Genomic DNA, 22134 nt, shown 5'->3' on the forward strand with positions numbered 1-22134 from the left:
CAGCAACTTTCTAGAAATGTACTTAAAATTTTTCTACCACAAATTCACAGTAAGGATCACCTTTCGCAATACATTTGCTTTCCCAAGAGTGGTATTTTCCAAACTTGTCTTCTAAAGTTCCTGAACTATAAATTAACTCCATTAAGCCAGCACTTACACCTGTGAGCATATAGCAACGAGGAACTTCTGATTTACCAAACATTTTGCGATAACCTAAAGCTTCGTAACCATTATAGGAACGCAGTACCAATTTTTTCATTGGTTGTAACTCGGTAACAGCCCAATTTCCCCATCCAAAAGCATTAGTAATAGCAATCAATGAGAAGATGCTGTCTTCGCGATTTTTTAACATAGGAGAAACTAAACTTTCCCATTCTTGAGATGCCATAATACCATGAAATGTATGCAACCCACAAACTTCTCCTCCAAACACCAATAAAGAGCGTGCACTTTCTTCTGTATCTTTTCCTTCTTTTGCCATTTCTAATTCGTAAAGGTAAGATATTTGATTGTAATAATCTGCTGGAACATTTGTTGCGTATATTCCAAACATTGGTATAAGCCCTTGTTCATCTCCATAGACCGGAATACTTGCAATAGCTTCAATAATTGCCTTTTCATTAACATTACTACTATTAATAATATCAGGGTCATTGAGAAAAGGAGTAAAATTTATGTCTTTATTAGTTTCATGAACTATTTGAGTTTCGTCAGAGGAAGTAATTTCAAATACACATTCGTCATTCCCCATTGCCATACACTTTGTTTCACTAATTTGGACTTTTTGCGAAGTGATAAGCTCATAGGCTCTTTCTAAAAAGCCACAAGTTAAAGAGCAACGCGCCTGATTTGATACACCAAACTTAGCTTTCCATCCTTCTGCAAAATGCGAAGAACAAGAATTAATTTTTCCTTCTTCTAAGTTTTGCCAGTCAAATGTTCCAAAGCCATGCGTTTTATATATTTTACGTGCCAAATCCCATTTTTTTTCTGCGGAATCAAGCTCAAGCTTGTTTTTACTTATATAGTGTTCAAGTTCTTTGCCAAATACATCTTTCGCTACGTCTTTTAGAAGACGTGGGCCGTCAATAAATTGACTAGATTCAATACAACTTTGTAACTGACAGTTGTAATGATGACAATGAACCACAACTTCGGTTGATTCTAGCAAACGGCGATTATGCTGCGAATCAAAAGTAATTTTTAGATTTTCCACTTTTACCTCAATACAATAACCAATAATGTGTAGACCAAAAACAGGTGAGACTATCTTCTTTAGAATTTGGCTCTTTTAGAAATTAGCTTCGTTACTTTTCAATTGTGGAGTGTAGCTATTCGCTTTCAAGGATTTTACTACTTCTTCTTAAAATAACTCACATTATAAAAATCTAAATGTAGACACACCGTATTTAAGACATGATAAATACTTTAAAAATTTGATATAATTATTATATTAGATAAAAGTTAAAATCTCAAACGACTTTTGTTATTTGATTTATAATAATTAGCTTTGTGGTGATTAGCTTTTTCGGCAAAGAACAAAATAGGGCCTGTTATCAATTAAAACATTATACTAAAACTAGTGACTGCGATCGCGACGCCGTAATCATAACCGAACAGCTGCGATTTTTTTCAAGAAATACTTAAACTATTCGGTCACAACCACGGACCATGGTCATGACATCACGACTACCGCTACCGTAGTTATTAATATCTAATGATACGCCCTAATCTATTTTTATAGAAGATTGTGCATGCAATATAAGAAAGTAAATAATATACAACTACATGTTGTTGAAAAAGGAACAAAAAACGACGAAGTTGTCATTCTGCTACACGGTTTTCCTGATTTTTGGTATGGATGGAGCCATCAGATTTCATTTTTAGCTACACAAGGATATCGTGTAATTGTTCCCGATCAAAGAGGATATAATCTAAGTGACAAACCTCGCGGTGTTCGCAACTACCATCTAGATATATTAGCTGCAGACATCATCGCATTAATAGATTCACTGCGAGTTGAAAAAGTAAACATAATAGGACACGATTGGGGAGGAGGTGTTGCATGGTGGTTGGCAACTAAATATCCACAACGAATAAGAAAATTAATTATACTCAATATGCCACATTTAGCAGTTCTACACAAATATCTACTTTCTAATATACGTCAAATGTTACGCAGTTGGTATATGTTCGCTTTTCAAATACCATTTTTGCCAGAAAAGTATTTATATTATTTTAATTCGATTTTAAAAAATGCTTTGATTAACACCCCAAATAATGCCTTTTCTAAAAAGGACATTACCCTATATGAAAAATCTTGGTCAAATCCACATTCTTTTTCTGCTATGATTAATTGGTATCGTGCTGGAATACGCTACCGAAAAACAACGTTTGCTAACAAGGAACTTTCAAATGAAAAGATAAAAGTTCCCACTGCCATTATTTGGGGTGCAAATGATTTTTATCTTTCGCGAAATATGGTAGAACAAAGTGCTAAAATGTGCGAACAGTGCAACGTTTTTTATATTGAAGAAGCAACTCACTGGGTGCACCGGGAATATCCGCAACAGGTAAATGAGCTTATAAAAAACTTTTTATGTAAGGTTGTTAATTTATAAAAGAATTAGAGCGTGTTACTATTTAGAGAATAACAGATGTTGTTACAATATTATTTGTATTATGATATTGCGAATAGTTTTCAAGCCTACCTAGATAACAGTTTAATTTTGCCTAGATTCAAAAAGTTGTAAGTTTATTGTGAGTTACTTAACGAAACTATCAATATTAGGTAGGTCAGGCAAAAATCTTCTTAAAAATGGCTTAGTGATTTTTTGGGAAATTTTCTCTACTCGATAAGAATTGACGTGTTTTACTTCTTCATTTTCTGTTTCAATTAAAGCATGTAGAAATTCTTTTGCTTTTTCTTTTTGGTTAGTAATCCAGTAAGTTTTTACTAGCCAGATACTTTGAGAGACATCAGTAGGATTTTGCAAATGGAGCTTCCAAAAAATTTCTTTTGCTTTGTTATGCATTCCTAATTTTAAGTAGTGTTGTGCTGTTTTGTGTATGGTTATTTTGTTATTTGTATACATTAAAATTTTTGATAATGTCGACTTCACTTTCCGTTTGTCTGAAGGCTCTTTTGAAGGTGAAAAATGCGCAAAAGATAGTAAATATCTCGGATTATTTTTGTGTAGGCTAATTGCTTGTTCTATATCTAACTTTGCTGAAGAATATTTTTTTTGCGCTTTGAAAAAAAGTGCTCTATCGTAATAATAACGCGCAACATTAGGATTTAAAATAATCGCACGAGAAAGGCTTTCTTCTAGCATATTTTTTTCACTTATCGATAGAGTAGGTAGTATTTTTTCAATACGTTCATAGTATAACTCATTAAAATTTTCTAGAGAGTTCATACGTTCGGTAAAATTAGGCATGTCGCGACGAATATAGAAATAAAATACATTATAAAAACCAGAGGCGGCAGCCTTACGAACTATTTGGTCTACAGAATTAAAGGCTTTCCTAAATATTAAGGTGCGCTCAGGTCTAGACATTATTACCCAGGCAGCCCAAGCATGATGTTTTATTTCCGGTGATGAATTATCAAGGTATTTTTTTACCCACTTTATTTTACTACTATGATTTAGCTGTTTTATTAATGTTTTTCTTTTAACACTTGCAGATCTCAAGCTATACATAATATTTCGTTGCACAAGTTTTGATTCATTTTGAAAAAATTGAGTAAAGTCATAAGTTATACGATAACTAAAAGTGGTTGCTAAGTAAGCATAGTGTATAGCGCGCATGTTCTCATCTTCATATGTAGCGATATTTTGGCTATTTTTATATAAATAATTTACTAATGTAATAATGTAATGTTCTTGAAAGTAAGTAAATGTGTAAATCATTATGTGCCGCGATAGAATGCGTAGCAATAGTGATTTTTCGGGATTATCTACTATATTTTGAACCAAACTACTGTCAAGACAACCAAGAGCATATGCCAAATTAAGACTGCGTTTTCCAATTTCATTGTTACTCAAATACTTTTGCGTGTAAGAAGCCAATGGATTTTTATCAAAAATACGACAAAGTCTTAAAACAATGATATTGATACCTTCATCATTGTGATCGAGCCCTTTGAGGTAAATAGATTTGCTTCCATGTTCAATACTATAGAGAGATTTCCAGAAATAATAATGAGCGTAACGACTTAAAACAATATCTTTGCTGTCCATGTTCTGAAGTAAGATATTTTTTGCTTCTATTTTTAGATTCTCTGAAATATTTTCTTGGTTGAAAATATTTCCAGCTGCGCTAAGTTTTAATTTTTTGTTATTACTTGTCATCCATATTTTTAACTGTTTGGTATTTAATTTTTTGACATTTTGTGCGAGTAGAGTTTGCAATGTGATATTGTTTTCATTTTCTATTGCGTGAACTAATAGCGGGGAAACTTTTATAGGGATGCCTTGAGCATGCAAAGCGCATAAACTGATGATAGCTATTTTACTATTTTTGTTTTGGGTACATTCGAAAATACGGTGAAAATCGTGTGTGTGTAACAAGGCACGCGCTGCTAAATAACGATAAACAATATTATCACTTTTGAAGAATATTTTTTTTACTGTTGTCAAAGATATTTTTTCAATCGTTTCAGTTGTACCTTCAACAGCATTTTGTAATTGTTTTTGGATATATAAATCTTGTAAATTTGCAAAACGATAATAATAAATATCTTCTATTTGAGAAGTGATTTTATCAAACAATCCATTGCGCCAATAAAAATAACTTACATAGTGTTCTCTATTTATTTCGTCTCGTACGTTTTGAAATATATCAGGTGCCGGAAAACGTGCTAGAGCATAATTGACAACAATAGCATGATAATGAGCAAAGTGTTGCAAGTGTGGATATTTTACCGCCTCTTTGTATAAACTTGCAAAAGCTTTAAAATTTAAAGTATTTAACTCAAGTGCACGTAAATAACTCTTTTGGGCAAGGTCATTCTTATTTTGTAAAGAAAGGATTTTTCCCATATAGTAATGTATGTTGCTATTATAAGGTTGTAATCTCGCACTTTTTTGTAAATTGTGTAGGGCATTAACTAAATCGCCTTTTTCCATATAATAGCGTCCTAAGTACTCATATACTTTGGGTTCTTTGGGCAATCCTTTTTTGGCTTTTTCCAAAAATGCCAGAATTTCTTTATCTACCTTTTTACCTTGTCGCTGTTCAATTAGACAAATTGCCATATACAAACTAAGCATATCAAGATAATATGTTTCGTGTTCATTTTGTTTTTTTTTCGAAATAGAAAATATATTATTCAATAATTTTTCTGCTTTTTTGTATTTTTCATCAGCGATCATCTTGGTAATATTTGAAAAAAAAACGCGTTCTATGGTCTTGTTTACTTGTACATTTTCTGCTTTGTTTGCTTTACTATAGAAAACAGCAAACACACATACAAATAACAATAATACTGTTATTTGCCACAATTTGTGAATGTGGTGTTTTAAAAAGAATGACTTACCTTTTAAGAACCATCTAAGGTCTTTCGCCATATCATTTGCAGTAGAGTAACGCTTTTTTTTGTCTTTAGCTACTGCTTTAAGACAAATACTATCCATAATCTTGGGTAATTTATTATTGATTTTACTAGGTGGTAAAGGTTTTTTGTTAAGGACAGTATAAATAATTTTACTGATTTTCATCGGCGGAAAAAGTGTAACCCCTGTGACAACTTCGTATAAAGTTGCCCCCAGCGAATACACATCAGTACGAGCATCTAGTTCGCGTAATTGACCTTGTGCTTGTTCAGGAGACACATAATTTGGTGTTCCCATGAATGAACCTGTTTTTGTCAATGATTTTTCATCATTGTCATTAATTTTTGCAATACCGAAATCCGTTAAATAAGGGATGCCTGTGTCACTAACTATAATATTTTCTGGTTTTATATCGCGGTGTAAAATATTATAGCTATGTGCATAGTGAACAGCCTCAATAATCATTACCATTATTTCTAGCTTTTGTTCTAATGATGGATTTTTTTGTTGTATATATTGTTGGAGTTGTATTCCCGGAATGTATTGCATTACAATGCACAACGATTCATCTTCGACAAAAAAATTGTAAAACTTAACGATATTCGGATGATTTAAACATGCAGTGGTTTTTGCTTCACGTACAAATCGTTTTTTAAAATGTACACCTTTGTGTAATAAGACCTTTAAAGCTAGTTCTCGATTGAGAGTCGTATCATAAACTTTATAAACAGCCCCCATCCCACCCTCACCTATTTTTTCTAGAACTTGGTAGTGCGCATATTTTTTTTTGCCATGTATTTTATTCAAAATGTGTAGTGAATTTTTGGGTGGCTGTTGATCCATATTTTCCTCATAATAATTATAGAACTCAGATAATACATAAATTCCAAAACAATATGCTCAAAATGCGAAACATACCTACTTATTGGTGAAACTATCAATATTTGGCAATTCAGGTAAAAATAATTTTAAATACCCTAGAGGAATTCTTCTTCGCATTTTCTTGACTCGATAAGAATTTATATGCCTTAAATACTGATTTTCTATTTCAATTACAGCACGTAGGAATTCTTTTGCTTTTTCTTTTTGGTTGGTTGCCCAGAATATTTTTACTAACCAAATGCTCTGTAGCACATCAGTAGGATCTTGTAAATGAATCTTCCAAAAAATTTCTTTTGCTTTATTGTACATACCAATTTTAAAATATTGTGTACCTACTTTATGTCTAATTGTCTTGTTATTTGCTAGAGCTAGTACTTTTGATAATATAGATTCTATTTTTAATTTGTCAGGAGATTTTTTTGAAGACAAAAATTGTGCACGAGTGAGTAAATATCTTGGAGTCTCTTTTTGTAGAATAGCTTGCTCTATGTCTTTTCTTGCCAAAGAATCTTTTTTTTGCATTTTAAAAAAAAGTGCTCTATCATGGTAGTAATGCGAAACTTTAGGATCTAAACGGATTGCGTAAGTCAGATTTTTTTCTAACTTTTTTTGTATTTTCGATGACAGAGACGGTACAATTCTCTCAACGTGCTCGTAATATAGTTCATTAAAATTTTGTAGAGAAGTCATACGTTCATTAAATTCAGGCATAATCCTACGGATATAAAAATAAAAAATATTATAAAAACCAGAGGCCACTCCTTGACGAATCATTGGATCTTTGGAATCGAAAGCTTTTTTAAATATTTCTGTGCGCTCGGATTCAGACATAATCACCCACGCAGCCCAAGCGTGATGTCTTATCTGATCTGATGGATTATTGAGATGCTTTTTAACCCATTTTATTTTATTACTATGATGTATTTGTTTCGCCACTGTTTTTCTTCTAACGCTGGCGCATTTCAAACTATACATAATATTTTGTTGCACAAACTTTGACTCGCCTTCAAAAAACTGAGTAAAATCATAAGTTATATTATAACTGACTGTCGTGGCTAAATAAGCATAGTGGATGGAGCGCATATTCTCATTTTTATATTTAGGAGCTTCTTGGCTGTTTTTCTCCAAGTACGGTCGTAATTTGAAAATTGGATGTTTTTGAAAATAAGAAAGTGTATAGATCATTATGTGTTGTGATAGAATGCGTAGTAGTAAAGGTTTTTTGGGATCATCTATTATTTTTTGAACCAAACCACTCTCAATACAACCAAGAGCGTAGACTAAGTTGAGGTTGCGTTTTCCTATTTGGCCATCACTCAAGTATTTGTTTGTATAAGAAGATAATGACTTTTTATTGAATATACGACAAAGTCTTAAAACTATAGCATTGATATCGTGATCTTTGTGGTCTAAACCTTTCTTATAAATAGCTTCGTTTCCATACTCCTTACTATAAATAGATTTCCAAAAGTGATAATGAGCATAGCGACTAGTGGCAATGTCAGCGTTGTCCATATTTTTTATTAGTATTTTTTGGGTTTTATTTTGTAAATCTTTAGAGATGTTTTCTTGGTTGAATATATTTGCTGCCGCACAAAGTTGCAATTTTTGATTACTACTTGCCATCCATATTTCAAGCTGTTTGATATCTAATTTTTTGATATTTTGCGCCAGTAGAGTTTGTAATGTGATATCATTTTCGGTTTCTATTGCGGAAAGTAACTCAAAAGGAACCTTGATTGGGATTCCTTGAGAATGCAAAGCACATAAACTAATAATTGCCTTTTTGTAATCCTTGCTTTGCATACATTTGAATATATGATGAGAGTCATGAGTATGTAACAAAGCGCAAGCCGCTAAATAACGATAAAAAACATTATCGTTGTTGATAAATATGTTTTTTATTGTTGTCGAAGAGATTCTTTTCGTTTTTTCTTGAACATTCGTAACGGCATTTTGAAGTTGTTTTTGAATGTGTAAGTTTTGCAAATTTGCAAAATGATAGTAATAAACCTCACTTTTTTGAGAAGTTACCTCGTCAAATAATTCATTGCTCCAATAAAAGTAGCTCTCATAGTTTTGTCTACTTATTTCATTGAGTTTGTTTTGGAATATATTAGGTGCAGGAAATTTTGTGAAAGCGTAATTTATTGCAATAGCGTGATAATGAGCAAAGTTTTGTAGGTGCGGATATTTCACCGCTTCTTTGTATAAACTTGCAAAAGCTTTAAAATTCAAAGTATTTAGTCTAAGTGCTCGTAAATATTTTTTTATAGTGTTTTTGTTTTCTTTATTTTGTTCTCTTTGGGTTAAGGATTGTACCTTTCCAATATAGTAGTGGGTATCGCTATCGTAAGGTTGTAAATCTGCACTTGTCTGTAAATTTGATAGAGCGTTAACTAAATCACCTTTTTTCATGTAGTAAAGGCCTAGGTATTTGTATACCTTAGGTTCTTTTGGTAATCCTTTTTTAGCTTTTTCTAAGTATACTAGCGCTTCTTTCATTTTATCGTAGTTTTGTTGTTTAATTATGCATATTCCGATGTATAGGTTAAGCATATTGAGGTAGTATGATGTTTGCTGTGTTATGGCGTTTTTTGACGAGACAGCAAAAATACTTGTTATTGTTTTCTCTGCGTCGCTATATTTTTCACTCGCAATCATTTTTATTATGTCTGGAAAATAAACGCGTTCGATTGTACTTGTTTGGGTTTTTTCTATTTTTTGATTGTTGTATAAAGCAAAAAAAGCACATACAAGTAATAAAAGAGGGATAACTTGTCGCAGCTTGTAAAGATAATGCCTAAGAATAATTGACTCACCTTTTAGGAAGAACTTTAGATCTTTAGCCATATTGTTTGCTGTGGAATAGCGCTTTCTTTTATTTTTAGCGATTGCTTTCAGGCAAATGTGATCAATGGCCTTGGGTAGTTCGTCATTAATTGCAGTAGGAGGCAAGGGTTTTTTGTAAAGGATTGTGTAAATAGCTTCGCTGATATTCATCGCAGGAAAAGGTGTTGATCCTGTGACCACTTCGTACAAACTCGCCCCTAACGAATATACATCTGCTCGCGCATCTAGTTCGCGAAATGCGCCTCGTGCTTGTTCCGGGGACATATAATCAGGTGTTCCCATGAATGTGCCTGTTTTGGTCAATGATTTTTCCGAAGTTTCAGTAACCTTGGCAATACCAAAATCGGTTAAGTAAGGAATACCGGCATCGTTAACTATGATATTTTCGGGTTTTATATCTCGATGCAAAATATTGTATTTATGAGAGTAGTCAACCGCTTCAATGATTGTCGCCATTATCTGTAGTTTTTGTTTGAAAGTAGGGTTTTTTTGCCGTATATATTGTTGAAGTTGCATCCCTGGAATATACTGCATTACGATACACAATGAATCATCTTCGGTAAATAAATTATAAAACTTAACAATGTTTGGATGGTCTAGGCGTGCAGTGGCTTTTGCTTCGCGTACAAATCGTTTTTTAAAGTGTATGTCTTCATGCAATAAAACTTTTAGGGCAAGTTCTCGATTGAGAACAGTATCATAAACTTTGTAAACAACTCCCATACCACCTTCGCCAATTTTCTCCAAAACTTGATAGTGCCCATATTTCTTTTTACTCTGTTTTTTATTTGGAATTTGTAGTGGATGTTGCTGATTTACTTGATCGATAAAAGAATCAGAGAGTATTTTTTTAGGCGTCTGTTCTTGGTCCATTTATTTCCTCATCGAAAATGACTATAGAATCTGTGTGACGTATAACCCGCAAAATAGCAATAAACACAAAAAAGCATGAAATGAAACGATAGCACAAAAAAACAGCACTTGTTTCGCTGATGATGAGAAAATCCATCCGAAAGAAGTAATTGCCATACAAATTACGTAGTAGTAATTTTCATATATTGTGTATTCAAATAAAGAAAAGCACAGTTTAGTAATTATGTGAAATTGGCCACCACCCATTAGCAGCTCAAAGTACTTCGGTGTATAGAATTCGCGAATTCCCATGAAAACAAACGAAGATGATAGTGCTAAGACATAAACGATCCAAAGAAGTACACATTGAAGTTTTTTCTCACTATCTACTTCCACCAAGGACTCGTCATTACTTTTTTTCCTTCTTCTTGCGAATAAAAGCGGTGCATTTTGTCAAAAGTAAAATAATGCCAAAAATGTTTTTTTAATTTTTTTTCTTTTATTTGAAAGTTATCGTGCTTTTCGCTGTCTTTTAAAAACGCGTGATATGCATCTAAAGGTTCTGGCCCCATTTGTTGAAAAATAACACGACCACCATACTTTTGATACATAGAATTATTCATTTTCCAACTACGAATAAAAGAAGAAACAATCCACTCAGAGACCTTCATATTCTGTGTTTCTATTTCATACTCTATATTTTCTATTTTAAATTGAATATCTTTTTTTTCTTTGTCTTTTGCGATTTCAAGTTTTTTTAGTAGTTGTTGCTTTTTTTGCTCATATTCTTTTTTCAACCGTTGTTGGCGAGCTTTATTATCAACATAAAACGCTTTAATATCTGCTTTTGTTGGTGTAAGATTGTTGTCTTTTACATATTTACTAAATAAACTACCAATAATCTTTGGGCTTAAGTTTTGAGCGCGACTTTCCCACAACCAATTCTCGTAGCCTTGCGAATCATTTGTAAAATACTCTTTTTTAGATTGCTGTTTTTCTTCTTCAGAGACATCAATATCTTTCATGTAGATATTTTTTTGTAACAATGTAGCGACTATTGTTTCTTGTGAAGACAGGAAAACCGTGATTGATAAAATAAAAAACCAATATCGCATGACAAAACTTCCTTATAAAGACTAATGAATTTGGTACATTGTTTTTTTCCAAACCCCTTAGTTATGTTAGAATCAAATAGAATATCAAAACAATTTGGCACTAACTAATTATAACATATATCGTATAAATTATTAAATTGTTATTGGGAGCAAACATTATGAATAAAGCTATTTTTCTCATTATGACTCTTTTTACTTGTGGTTGCACATTAATTATTCCCACAAGTGGTGTAAGTGTAAGTAGAGGAGGATCTCCCTCTTCTATGGACAGTGAATTACGTGAATACCGAGCAGTATTTCACTGCCACTCACATCTTTCCCATGATTCCGAAGGGGAAATTGATTACATTGCACAATCAGCAAGAGAACAAGGATTTAATATTGTTTTTATGAATGACCATTACGCAAATGGAATACTCGCTGATTCACCACGCGGGGATCATGGAGGTGTACTCTTTATTCCTGGAGTAGAAACGCGATTTCCTAAAGCAGAAGGTCAACGTCGTAAGGCCTCTGTTTTAGGAAACGGTTTTTTAAAAGACTATGAGAAAAATATGCCCTACGAAGAGCGCGTAGATCAATTTATTGAACAGGATGGATTTCTAACTGCTGGGCATGTAGAGCGGCTCTCTCCGACTCAAGATCTGGCAAAATTTAGAGGATTTGAAGCCTATAACTTGCATGCTGAATTTACAGGAGCCAATCGCTTTATGTTGCTATGGCGTTTTTTATTTTATCCCTTAGATTGCTTCTTAGAATCAACGATAAGCACTCCAGAAATGCAATTAGCTAGGTGGGACAAAGAGCTAATATCAGGAAAACAAATGACTCCTTTTGCTGGACATGATGCCCACGCCAACCTGACTATATTGTGGCGTACACTCAATGACTATCCACCTCTTTTTCGTTTGTTTTCTACGCGAATTTTAGCCAAACGATTAGACCAAGACTCTATTTTTGATGCTCTAGAACGCGGAAGAACTTTTATTACTTTTGATTATCTTGGTGAAAGCAAAGGGTTTTCTATGCGTTATGGTATGCTTGATAATTGGGCAATTATTGGTGATAATGTTCCCTATAACAAACAAGCAAATCTCGAAATCCATCTCCCAGCGACAGCGACTATTCGCATACTACGCAACGGTAAAGAAATTGCTAAAAAAACTGGAAGTCACTTCTCTTCGGAGCTTCCAGGCAAGGGAGTATACCGTACCGAAGTTTACAAAGATGGCAGTTTGTGGATTTTGTCAGGACCAATGTATTTGAAATAGCATCTTTAAGAAACGCCTATTTTATAATACAAGCAGCGGCGTGAAATACCAAGGAGTCCAGCAGCTTTGCTTTTGTTACCGCGAACGATTTTTAACGTTTGTTCAATATAACGATTTTCAAATTCAACAACAGCTTGTTTTAAAGTTCGATATTGTGGAGAATTTTTTCCGATAATTTCATAAGAAAGATCATCTGCATCGATAATATTTCCAGATTTTTTGAGAGCAATGGCCAAGGAAAATTCGTGGCATAATTGGCGAATATTTCCTGGCCAACTATAATTAATAAATATATTTTGCGCTTCACGACTAATACCAGTTATTTTTCGTCGTTTTACAAGTGGATTATTTTGTAAAAAGTGTTGTAATAACAAAGGAATATCTTCTTTGCGTTCTCGCAGCGGTACAAGACGAAGTTCAATTCCTCGTAAACGATAAAGTAAATCTTCGCGAAATAATTTTTGTTCTACAAGTTCAGGCAATGATTTATTTGTTGCACAAATTAAACGGAAATCAGTTCTTTCCCAAGAAGAACTACCAATTCTACGCACAGCTTTTTTTTCTAAGGCACATAGTAGTTTTGCTTGCATCGCCAAAGGCATATCGCCTACTTCATCGAGAAATAAAGTGCCGTTGTTAGCCGCTTGAAGGAGTCCATTTTTTTGAACATTCGCTCCTGTAAAAGCACCTTTGTTATAACCAAATAGTTCACTTTCAAGAAGCGTTTCAGTAAACGCTGCGCAGTTTTCCGAAACAAATTCTCCATCAACACTACTCATCAAATGGATTTCTTCGGCAAGAACACTTTTTCCCGTACCACTTTCCCCAGTAATCAGGATAGGTATATTAGATTGCGAAGCTTGTATTGCCAAATCGAAAATTTTATGCATTTCGCTATTACGCGAAATAATATTCCCCATACGTTGTATTTTTTTCATATCTGTCATTGCGGTCTCCTGAAAAATAATTCACATTTTTACCTGATGTATGCAATATATCACACACTTCGACAAAACAGTGATTTTCAGGGGGAAAATAAACTGGTAGTTTTCTTTTTGGTACCGAAAAGAAGATGTCATAAATTTACAGATTATGGCATCATTTCAATTGAAAACACAATACCTGAAATAGGAAACCAAAAGCATGAGTATAAGAAATGATAGGTTCTCTAAGGAGTGTGAGGTACCAGCTCAGGGCAGGTATAAAGCCGCCCTGAGATTTAGCCTTGAAGAAACAATCTAATACAAACTACATATATTTAGAACTAACATATACAGGGAATTTATCCTTGTGTCGTTTTCTAAATTTATTAGTTAGTATCAGAATCCTCAAAATTACTGCTGATTCGGATATTTTTCATACACAGCAAGCACACGTTTGTGGGCGTCGCGTTCTAATAAACTATCTGCATATTTATTTACTTTTTCATCACCGATAGGGACCTGAAATTTTCTTGCCCAAGAAACGGTGTGAACGATCATGATATCTATCATTGAAAATTGATTTCCTACCATGTAGTTGTTGTCTCCCAAGCCTTCTGCGAGAATTTTGAGTTGGTTATCAAATTCCCACAATGCTAATTCCATCACCTGCGGTATTCTTTTATTTTCAGGATAGATAAACTTGTGTCTTCCCATAGTCCAAAGAGGTTGTTCTAGTTCGCTAATTACGAATGCAATCCACTGCCCGTACAATGCTCTTTCTTTTGTACCTGCTTTAGGAACAAGGTTTTTTTCAGGAAATTTATCAGCAAGGTAAGTTACTGTTGCTGCTGATTCGGCTAAGGCAAAACCGTTATCAATTAATACCGGAACTTTTCCTCCAGGATTTTTAGCCAAAAACTCAGGAGACTTATGTTCCCCTTTCATAAAATTTAAATTTGTATATTGATATTCAACTCCCAGTTCTTCCAAAGCCCATAATGTGCGATGAGAACGCGACTCGTTAAATCCATATAGTTCTAACATGAATATCTCCGAATAAAAGTGTTGTAATAATTTCGTAAAATCATAGACGAGAAGTTCTTTTTTTTTCATATTTGTATGCTAGCATAAAAATATATTTTACAATTTTCGTTGCTATTAAGGAAATAAATTGCTATTTACAAATTTTAAAAAAAACCTAAATTTATTTTTGCTTCTAACCATTATAAATATCTTTGTATTCACGTTACTTCGTTTATGTTTTTGTATTTATAATTATGAAAATAATTGTTCTTTAGGCGATCTGTTATACGCTTTCTACATAGGCTTTAAATTTGATCTACGTTTAGCATTGTGCTTGAACCTCCCCGTTTTCATTTTTAGTTTGTTGCATAAAAATTTAGATTCCTTTAGTCAAAAATACGCTCGATGGTGGTGGTTGTTGTACCTTGTTGTGGTGAATTTTGCTGTTGTTATTATCTTTATTATTGATTTTGGTTTTTATGATTACTTGGGAAATAGATTGACAATAGTTGTCGCGCGATTTTTTTATAATCCTGAAATTTCACTAGGAATGATGGCTAGTAGTTACCCTACGTTGCTGATTGTATCGGGGATACTTTTTGTTATTCTACCATTGTTTTTTGGGTATAAAATTTTAATAAATAAAATTTCTAAAAGCCAAGTTGCATCTATTTCTTTGAAAAAAACGATCATTGTATTTACGACAGTTTTGTTATTTTGCGCTTTGGGTTTATATGGAAAAATGGCTCGTTATCCACTTTTTTGGAGTGACGCCTATTTTTCATCTAATTCTTTTGTTTCAAATACAGCTCTTAATCCGGTTTTACTTTTTGTTGAGTCTTGTTTTCGTGAAGAGCCAGATTTTGACATAAAAAAAATAGAAGAAAACTATTCTTTAATGAGTGATTACCTAGGAGTTGAAGACAAAAATGATATGAATTTTGTGCGGCATGTAAAAGCCAAACACCAAAATCGTCGTCCAAATATAGTTATTGTTTTCATGGAGTCATTTGCTTTCCATTTGATGGGACTGTCAAACAACCCTTTACAACCAACACCAAATTTCGACAAACTAACGAAAGAGTCTATTTATTTCTCGCGTTTTTATACACCGCATCGCAATACGGCACGTTCTATTTTTACCGCGATTACTGGTTTGCCAGATATCGGAGCAGTGCGTTCGACCTCTCGAAATCCGATGCTTGTCAAACAGCAAACTATTGTCAATTCTTTTGATGACTATAACAAATACTATTTTTTGGGTGGTAGTGCGAGTTGGGGAAACATCCGCGGAATACTTTCTAATAACATAAAGAATCTGCAGCTTTACGAAGAACATATGTATACTTCTCCCAAATTTGATGTGTGGGGAATTAGTGATTTACATCTCTTTGAAGAATTTATCAAAACAGTAAAGCAAAAGTCTAGAGATAAACCATTTATAACTTTTATTCAAACAGCTGGAAACCATAGTCCTTTCTTAATTCCAAAAGATCATCGTGGTTTTGTCACGAAGAATATCTCTAAAAAACAGGCAAAACAAGGAGGCTTTAAACACAAGGAGGCGTACAATTCTATGCGTTTTCTGGATCATAGTTTGGGTGTCTTCTTACAGCAAATTCGCGATCCTTTTTTCGACAATACTATCTTTTGTTTTTTTGGTGATCATGGAAAAAGAGTTCCTAGCGCTGGTGCAGCGCATATGCCCAAATCGCAACATCTTTTGAATCTAACTCATTTTCATGTACCAATGGTAATTTATGCTCCTAAGATCGTGAAACCACACGTTTATGATACTGTCGCTAGCGAAGTTGATATCTTGCCAACACTTGCAAGTTTTACTTCTATATCATATATCAATAAGGGGCTCGGGCGTAATTTGTTCGATAAACGCTTTGCCAACACGCGTTATGCTTTCACGTTAAATTACAATACCCACGAAATAGGTTTAATCGGCAAGGAGTTTTATTTTGTAGCATCTATAAATCGCGAAAAAGAATGTTTGTACGATATAAATAGTTCTGATCCTTTACAAAATATACAAGGTTCTTTCCCTGAGGACTTCACAAAATTTCAACGATATTGTTTTGGTCTTTATGAATTGACGAAATACCTACGAGTCACTAAGTAAGGTGTGCTAGCCTAAATGTCAATACCTCAATTAAATATGGGAAAAATCAATGCAAAATATTCAAAAACTCTGGCACGATCTTTATGGACATAATGAGCAAGAAACGCTAAAAGAATTGCTACATTATATTGGGCAACAAAAAACACAAGATTTTCAGCGATACAACGATAAATATTGGTATCAGAAGGCAGTCGTTTATTCATTATATGTGCAATTTTTTGATGATACTATTGAAGGATTACAACAACGATTGCCCTATTTGAAAGATTTGGGGATTAACTGTTTATGGTTATTACCTATTCTAGATTCTCCAATGATTGACACTGGTTATGATGTATCTGATTATATGTCTATTCGTTCTGATCTTGTTGCTGACAAGAATAAAACCAAAGTACAGCGCCTTGAAGTTTTTAAAAACTTTGTCGACAAAGCTCATGAATTTGGTATTCGTGTTGTGATTGACATTGTTTTGAATCATTCATCTAATGAGCATGAATTCTTTCAACAAGCAAGTACATCTCGCGATTCACCGTATCATGACTATTATGTATGGAGTGATGACCAAAATAAATATAATGACACGCGCGTCATATTCGAAGATACATGCACTAGTAATTGGAAGTACAATTCTCAGGTAGATCGTTATTATTTACATCGTTTTTACCCACAACAACCTGATTGGAATTATCGCAATCCGCAAGTACTTTTATATATTATACGTGTTTTTGTTTTCTGGAAACAGTTCGCTATTGATGGGTTTCGTTTGGATGCAACACCGTTCTTGTGGAAACAAGAAGGAACAAATTGCGAAAGCCTACCACAATGCCACACTATACTTAAAATAATACGCGCAACTCTCGACGCGATACAACCAGGAACATTGTTATTAGCAGAGGCTTGCCAACCAACATCGCAAACTGTAGAGTATTTCGCTAGCGGGGATGAATGTCACGCAGCCTATCATTTTCCATTAATGCCGAAAATATTCTTATCACTTGCAAAGCAAGACCCTCGTTATATTACCAATATTTGGCAACAGACGCAGCAAATTCCATCAACATGTCAGTGGTTTGTCTTTTTACGTTGTCATGACGAACTTACTCTCGAAATGAGTGATGACAAGGAACGAAAAATACTTTACGAGCATTATTGTAAGAGCCCCCAGTGGAGCTTTCGCAATAAAAATGGTATTTCGGCGCGATTGAGTGACTTACTAGACAACAATACTCTTAAAATTAATTTAGCATTTTCTATACTTCTAACTTTGCCTGGAACCCCTGTTCTTTATTATGGTGATGAAATTGCCATGCGGAATGATAAAGAATTCTATGAAGAAGTTATTGCACGTACAGGATTTAAAGATACAAGGAATCTATGTCGTAGTCGTATGAATTGGGAACAGAAAACGTTAAAAGATACTAGTGTTGAAGTGCATTCTCACGTGAAGAATATACTAAAACTGCGTTCACTGTCGGATTGTTTTTATTCACACAATATAGAATTTGTAGATCTTTCACACATCAGCAAAAATCTACTTGCCTATTGCCGCCAAGGTAGTAAAGAAAGTTTGAATATTGTGCATAATCTCAGTGGGAATGAAATCAATTTTGTATGTGAAGATATGATTACTGAAAATTCGCTACAAATGTTAAAACCATACCAAACGGTGTTATATATGTAGGCATGTTTCTAAGTGACCCACCAAAAGTATTCAACGGGGAACTACTTTTGTCAAGTCACTTACTTTTGTCAGATCACTTACTTATGGTTTTTCTTGGATAAGCATTTTTTCAATTGTCTTAGGTTTTATTTTCATCAATATAAATGAAACTCGCTTGGAAGTTTCGGGAAAAGCTTGTTTTGCATAAAAATAAGCTTCCTTTTTCTTTTTTTGTAAAGCGTACATTGTCGCTACTACGTTTTTATGTCGTTTGTCTTGAGAAAAAGCAAGTCTTTGTATATTTTTTTCATTGAATGTCTTTTCATCAATATAAGCTGTCCATAGTTCCTCACTCCATTTTTCATAGCGCAGATGTTCATAACTTTCTATATGATCAACTAACATTGCTCCTGCTGAAAAACGCATGATGAGAACAATTATAAATATCAACCAACAAAAAGAGAGTATGTATTCACTAGCCTGTGCAGCATAATGCTCTTTTTTATTTTTTACAGAATGTTGAGGATAAGAACGTAGCATTATTTTAAAGATGATAAATGGTGCTCCACCAGCGACGATTTCAGATAAAATACATAATGGCGAGTTGCCATAAAAAACTAACAATATTAGTGTTATGATCATTGCAATAATGTCGTCTTTAAAAATAGTATGTGGATCAATACCTTTTTTTAAGTACCAAGCATCAATAATGAATTTTATTACTAAAAACCAGATAGCAGATGTGTAGGATAGAGCAAAATACAGTATAATAAGGTCAAGTAAGGGAACTGCGTAATTAGACTGCTCAAAATAGGCATTAATACACGATATCAATGCGACTACCAAAGTAGAAAATAGTAAAGAGAAACATTTTTTCCATGAAAAGCCAAAAAATAGATCACTATCTAAACAATGCTCTTCACAATAAAACCAAAACAACGAGCGAATTACATAACAAAATAGAAAATACATAAACAACATGATAAGAATACTATCGTATACTGATTTTCCTATAGAAAGCTGCATGTTGATGCGAAAAGTAATTGTTTTTTCACTTGGATAAAACATCCAAAAAGCTTGTTCAGCGAGAGAAGAAAAAGTTGTTGTGTATTTCTCTTCTAAACTTGCTAAATCCTGATCTCCAACAGCAAACGTATTTACGTCATTCCAAAAATTTTTGTGTAGATGTATCTCAAAATAATTACTACTCATGCCGATTAAATCGGCAAGAACCATTGCTAAAATAATGAATCCACAAAATCCAAGGACAAAATGAAACATCCGCCGATACATCTTTACTAGCCAAAAAAATGCTTTTAACATAAATAAACCTTTGCTTTAGAGCGTAAGTGTTTCAGAACGTAAGCGTTTCGATATTTAAAAGAATAACTAGGATAATACGGTTAGCTAACTAAGCTGTAAGTAAAATAATTAAGATTTAAGCGCCTTGTAATTTTAGGATATTAAATGCTAGAAACAAAAAACAAAGAGAGAATGCATTCCTTACTTTTTAAAAAAGTAACTGAGCTAAAAGAACTACTGTTGAGTATGCCGCAAAAATACATCGAAAATTTTTCTATAGAAGAGTTTCTCAATAGCCATTTACACAAATGCGATAATTTTTTAGGACCTCTTTACCCAGTAAACATTGAAATTCCGCAAGATAAATGGCAAGGTATTGAAAGATCACCAGATGCATTGTGTTATATGCAAATTATTTTGGAAATAGAACAAAAAATACATTACGGTTGTCCTATTGGAGCACTGATCGATTATATATTAGCGGAAATTGCACAGAAAATCCCGAATATTAGTAATATTAGCGTGTGGTCTATAGCCAGTTCAAAAGAACTTGTTGTTCGCGGTTCTATTCAAAGTTTATCACATTCTTCAAAACTAAATTTTCCATTTCGGCGTTTTGTTTTGCAAAAAATGTTTGCAAATGAAAATCATGTAGCCTGGTCTTATAAAAAAAATAAAATGAAATATTGTCTTCCTATTAAGAAAGAACAAGCTATTATCGGAGCTATTTACTGCGAAATATTGCGTAATAAATCTGAACCTTACATAATGTGTTTGTTGCACATTGTTGCAAGTTTAGTTACAGATATATTTTTCACTCCAAAAAAACATGTTACGCCTTTACCCAAAGTAGAAAAAAGTAAAGAATTAGAAACATTAGAAATGCCAGAAATACCACAGGGCACCAAAGAAGAATTTCAACAAGTCATTACAACCTACAAGTTTCCCGAACCAAAATCTCTAGAAGAAAAAGTAGTTGAGATACCAGCCAAGAAAAAGAAAAAAGAACGAAAAACAAAATTGATAATCCCAAATAGACAACTTATAAATAATGCTATTAAAAATAAGAGCGCTACTTTAGCTGAAGATGCAAAAGGAGATTATGGTGATATGTCTGTCTCCATAGTTAATCAACAGATAGAATCTACTATTTCTGCTCCTATTATGGAGAAAGATGGAGATTTACAAGGATTAATATATCTAGAAAATTTCAATAGAAGATTCAAAGAAGATGATCTAGCCTTGGTAACAGCCGTAGCCTCTCAATTGGCTACGTTTCTTAAAAATGTATACGACAAAAAAGCGTTAGAGAATAAAGCTGATGACGAAAAAAATCAATTAATTAAAGAGATGGCAGTATATTTACTAGAACGCGTCGATAAATCGAGCTCTTTTGAAAAAAATTTACAAAAAATAGCTAATGAAATTGAACAACAAAACTTTGAATGTACCTATTTTGAAACCATTTATAAAATTTCTTGCTTTTTAGTAGCATCCACAAAAAATCCACAAAAGATATTAGAAAATTTTACCAAGCAATCAACACTATCATTCCCATCTTTTGAAAAATGGTTAAGTGATGATGCAATGCGCCCTGGTCCAATAGAGAGACTAGTTGCACAATCAAGGAAATTAAAACGCTGGATACAGGTAACTATTGGCTTGAAATTTATAGCAGTTGCTAATGCTTTTGATACTTTAATAGAGTTTTTTACTAGTATAATAAAAACTGTTTTTAATTCTTGGAAATTTGCCAAAAGTGTACAACGTCGGGTGCAACGTCAAAAATCAGGACAGCTAGTAGAAGAAATAGCATATGAATGGCAACAAAATCGGGTATTACTTTCGCGTTTCTTTCGTTTTTCTGGCTATATTGAGGAAAAAAATCAGCCAACATTTGCTTTAGAGTTAGCTCTCGATATACGAAAAAACTTGGATGAATTTAAGCAGGATCTTGCACTGTTGACAACTTCACAAATAACGCAGGCCACAAAAAAATCAATCAAAGACTTTTTGGTTGGTTTGATTCCGAATCCTTTAGATGTTTTATTGTCTTGGAAAGACTTAATAGTGGTAGTTTTTTTCATGAAATACAATCGCGGCGAAATAGAACAGATGTATTTAAACATGACAGATAGCACTGTGCAGGTTATTGAGTTTCTTTGCGAACAAGAACAAAAAAAGGTACCTACAGAATTACAAGATTATGAACAAGAATTAAAATGGCGTGGAGAAAAACTTAGAACTTATAAAGATTTAGAAACGTGTATTAACAGTAATCGCAACCATTTACAAAGATTAATACAAGTGATTGCCAACTCTTCAAAACTAATTACTCCAAGACTCTGGTCAACAGCAGATATTATACGTGAGATAAAAATTAGTCGTTATACAAATAAGTCAAATTTCTTGTGTGATATTGAGTTAGAAAGACGTTTAATAAGAAAAATTAAAAATACGATAAAAAGTGACAACGATGAATTGCAAAAACAATTGCAAGATAATATGATTCACCGAAAACGTTATAAACTTGCCAAGAAATTAGCAGATGATTTTTTATAATG

General features: G+C 33.4%; 12 protein-coding genes. 5 read left to right on the forward strand and 7 right to left on the reverse strand.

Annotated elements, in window-relative coordinates; translation table 11 throughout:
* Window positions 1–22 precede the first annotated feature (22 nt).
* On the reverse strand, window positions 23–1216 hold the full coding sequence (locus tag UABHE_RS02055; RefSeq protein ID WP_372368522.1) for a V4R domain-containing protein: 1194 nt from the start codon (window positions 1214–1216) through the stop codon (window positions 23–25).
* A gap of 538 nt (window positions 1217–1754) precedes the next feature.
* Here UABHE_RS02055 and UABHE_RS02060 point away from each other — a divergent pair.
* On the forward strand, window positions 1755–2621 hold the full coding sequence (locus UABHE_RS02060; protein ID WP_372368524.1) for an alpha/beta fold hydrolase: 867 nt from the start codon (window positions 1755–1757) through the stop codon (window positions 2619–2621).
* A 144-nt stretch (window positions 2622–2765) separates the two neighbouring features.
* On the opposite strand, the gene UABHE_RS02065 is transcribed toward UABHE_RS02060, so the two are convergent.
* The 3 genes from UABHE_RS02065 to UABHE_RS02075 all read right to left on the reverse strand — a co-directional run bounded on the left by UABHE_RS02065 (window position 2766) and on the right by UABHE_RS02075 (window position 11260).
* Window positions 2766–6401 carry a protein kinase gene (locus UABHE_RS02065; RefSeq protein ID WP_372368525.1) on the reverse strand — a complete coding sequence of 1212 codons (3636 nt, stop codon included), beginning with the start codon at window positions 6399–6401 and terminating at the stop codon, window positions 2766–2768.
* Between the two features lie 75 nt (window positions 6402–6476).
* The gene (locus tag UABHE_RS02070) at window positions 6477–10166 is read right to left on the reverse strand and encodes a protein kinase (protein WP_372368527.1); all 3690 of its coding nucleotides are present in this window, start codon (window positions 10164–10166) and stop codon (window positions 6477–6479) included.
* Window positions 10167–10531: 365 nt separating this feature from the next.
* On the reverse strand, window positions 10532–11260 hold the full coding sequence (locus UABHE_RS02075) for a hypothetical protein (RefSeq protein WP_372368528.1): 729 nt from the start codon (window positions 11258–11260) through the stop codon (window positions 10532–10534).
* A gap of 158 nt (window positions 11261–11418) precedes the next feature.
* Here UABHE_RS02075 and UABHE_RS02080 point away from each other — a divergent pair, with 158 nt between their 5' ends.
* Entirely contained in the window at window positions 11419–12531 is a 1113-nt protein-coding gene (locus tag UABHE_RS02080) for a hypothetical protein (RefSeq protein ID WP_372368530.1), read from the forward strand.
* Between the two features lie 5 nt (window positions 12532–12536).
* Here the strand turns inward: UABHE_RS02080 and UABHE_RS02085 are convergent, their stop codons facing one another.
* Both UABHE_RS02085 and UABHE_RS02090 read right to left on the reverse strand, forming a co-directional pair.
* Window positions 12537–13478, reverse strand: a complete 942-nt coding sequence (locus UABHE_RS02085) for a sigma-54 interaction domain-containing protein (RefSeq protein WP_372368531.1) — start codon at window positions 13476–13478, stop codon at window positions 12537–12539.
* Between the two features lie 387 nt (window positions 13479–13865).
* Window positions 13866–14498: a glutathione S-transferase family protein gene (locus UABHE_RS02090; RefSeq protein WP_372368532.1), complete on the reverse strand. Its 633-nt coding sequence runs from the start codon at window positions 14496–14498 to the stop codon at window positions 13866–13868.
* A 127-nt stretch (window positions 14499–14625) separates the two neighbouring features.
* Here UABHE_RS02090 and UABHE_RS02095 point away from each other — a divergent pair, with 127 nt between their 5' ends.
* Both UABHE_RS02095 and UABHE_RS02100 read left to right on the forward strand, forming a co-directional pair.
* Window positions 14626–16608, forward strand: coding sequence for an LTA synthase family protein (locus UABHE_RS02095; protein ID WP_372368533.1), 1983 nt, complete (start codon window positions 14626–14628; stop codon window positions 16606–16608).
* Between the two features lie 49 nt (window positions 16609–16657).
* A complete protein-coding gene (locus tag UABHE_RS02100) occupies window positions 16658–18289 on the forward strand; it encodes an alpha-amylase family glycosyl hydrolase (RefSeq protein ID WP_372368534.1) in 1632 nt (543 codons plus the stop codon).
* Window positions 18290–18370: 81 nt separating this feature from the next.
* On the opposite strand, the gene UABHE_RS02105 is transcribed toward UABHE_RS02100, so the two are convergent.
* Window positions 18371–19591, reverse strand: a complete 1221-nt coding sequence (locus UABHE_RS02105; protein ID WP_372368535.1) for a hypothetical protein — start codon at window positions 19589–19591, stop codon at window positions 18371–18373.
* A gap of 144 nt (window positions 19592–19735) precedes the next feature.
* Between UABHE_RS02105 and UABHE_RS02110 the strand changes: the two genes are divergently transcribed.
* Window positions 19736–22132: a GAF domain-containing protein gene (locus tag UABHE_RS02110; protein ID WP_372368537.1), complete on the forward strand. Its 2397-nt coding sequence runs from the start codon at window positions 19736–19738 to the stop codon at window positions 22130–22132.
* Window positions 22133–22134 lie beyond the last annotated feature (2 nt).

Source organism: Candidatus Uabimicrobium helgolandensis, from assembly GCF_041508025.1.
GTDB classification, from domain to species: domain Bacteria; phylum Planctomycetota; class Uabimicrobiia; order Uabimicrobiales; family Uabimicrobiaceae; genus Uabimicrobium; species Uabimicrobium helgolandensis.